Below are 253 nucleotides of genomic sequence, written 5' to 3' on the forward strand. Positions count from 1 at the left end.
TCTTCCGGCGAGCGGGTTTTTCACCCGCTTTAACGTTACTCATGTCAGCATTCGCACTTCTGATACGTCCAGCATGCCTCTCGACACACCTTCAACCGCTTACAGAACGCTCCTCTACCATGCACAACAAGTGTGCATCCGCAGCTTCGGTGTCTAGTTTAGCCCCGTTACATCTTCCGCGCAGACCGACTCGACCAGTGAGCTATTACGCTTTCTTTAAATGATGGCTGCTTCTAAGCCAACATCCTGGCTG

General features: G+C 51.8%; 1 rRNA gene. It reads right to left on the bottom strand.

From position 1 onward, the window contains the following. Window positions 1-253: ribosomal RNA gene (locus FCL40_RS18495) — 23S ribosomal RNA — on the bottom strand; the annotation flags it as partial.

Source organism: Ferrimonas sediminicola (assembly GCF_005116715.1).
Taxonomy (GTDB): Bacteria; Pseudomonadota; Gammaproteobacteria; order Enterobacterales; family Shewanellaceae; genus Ferrimonas; species Ferrimonas sediminicola.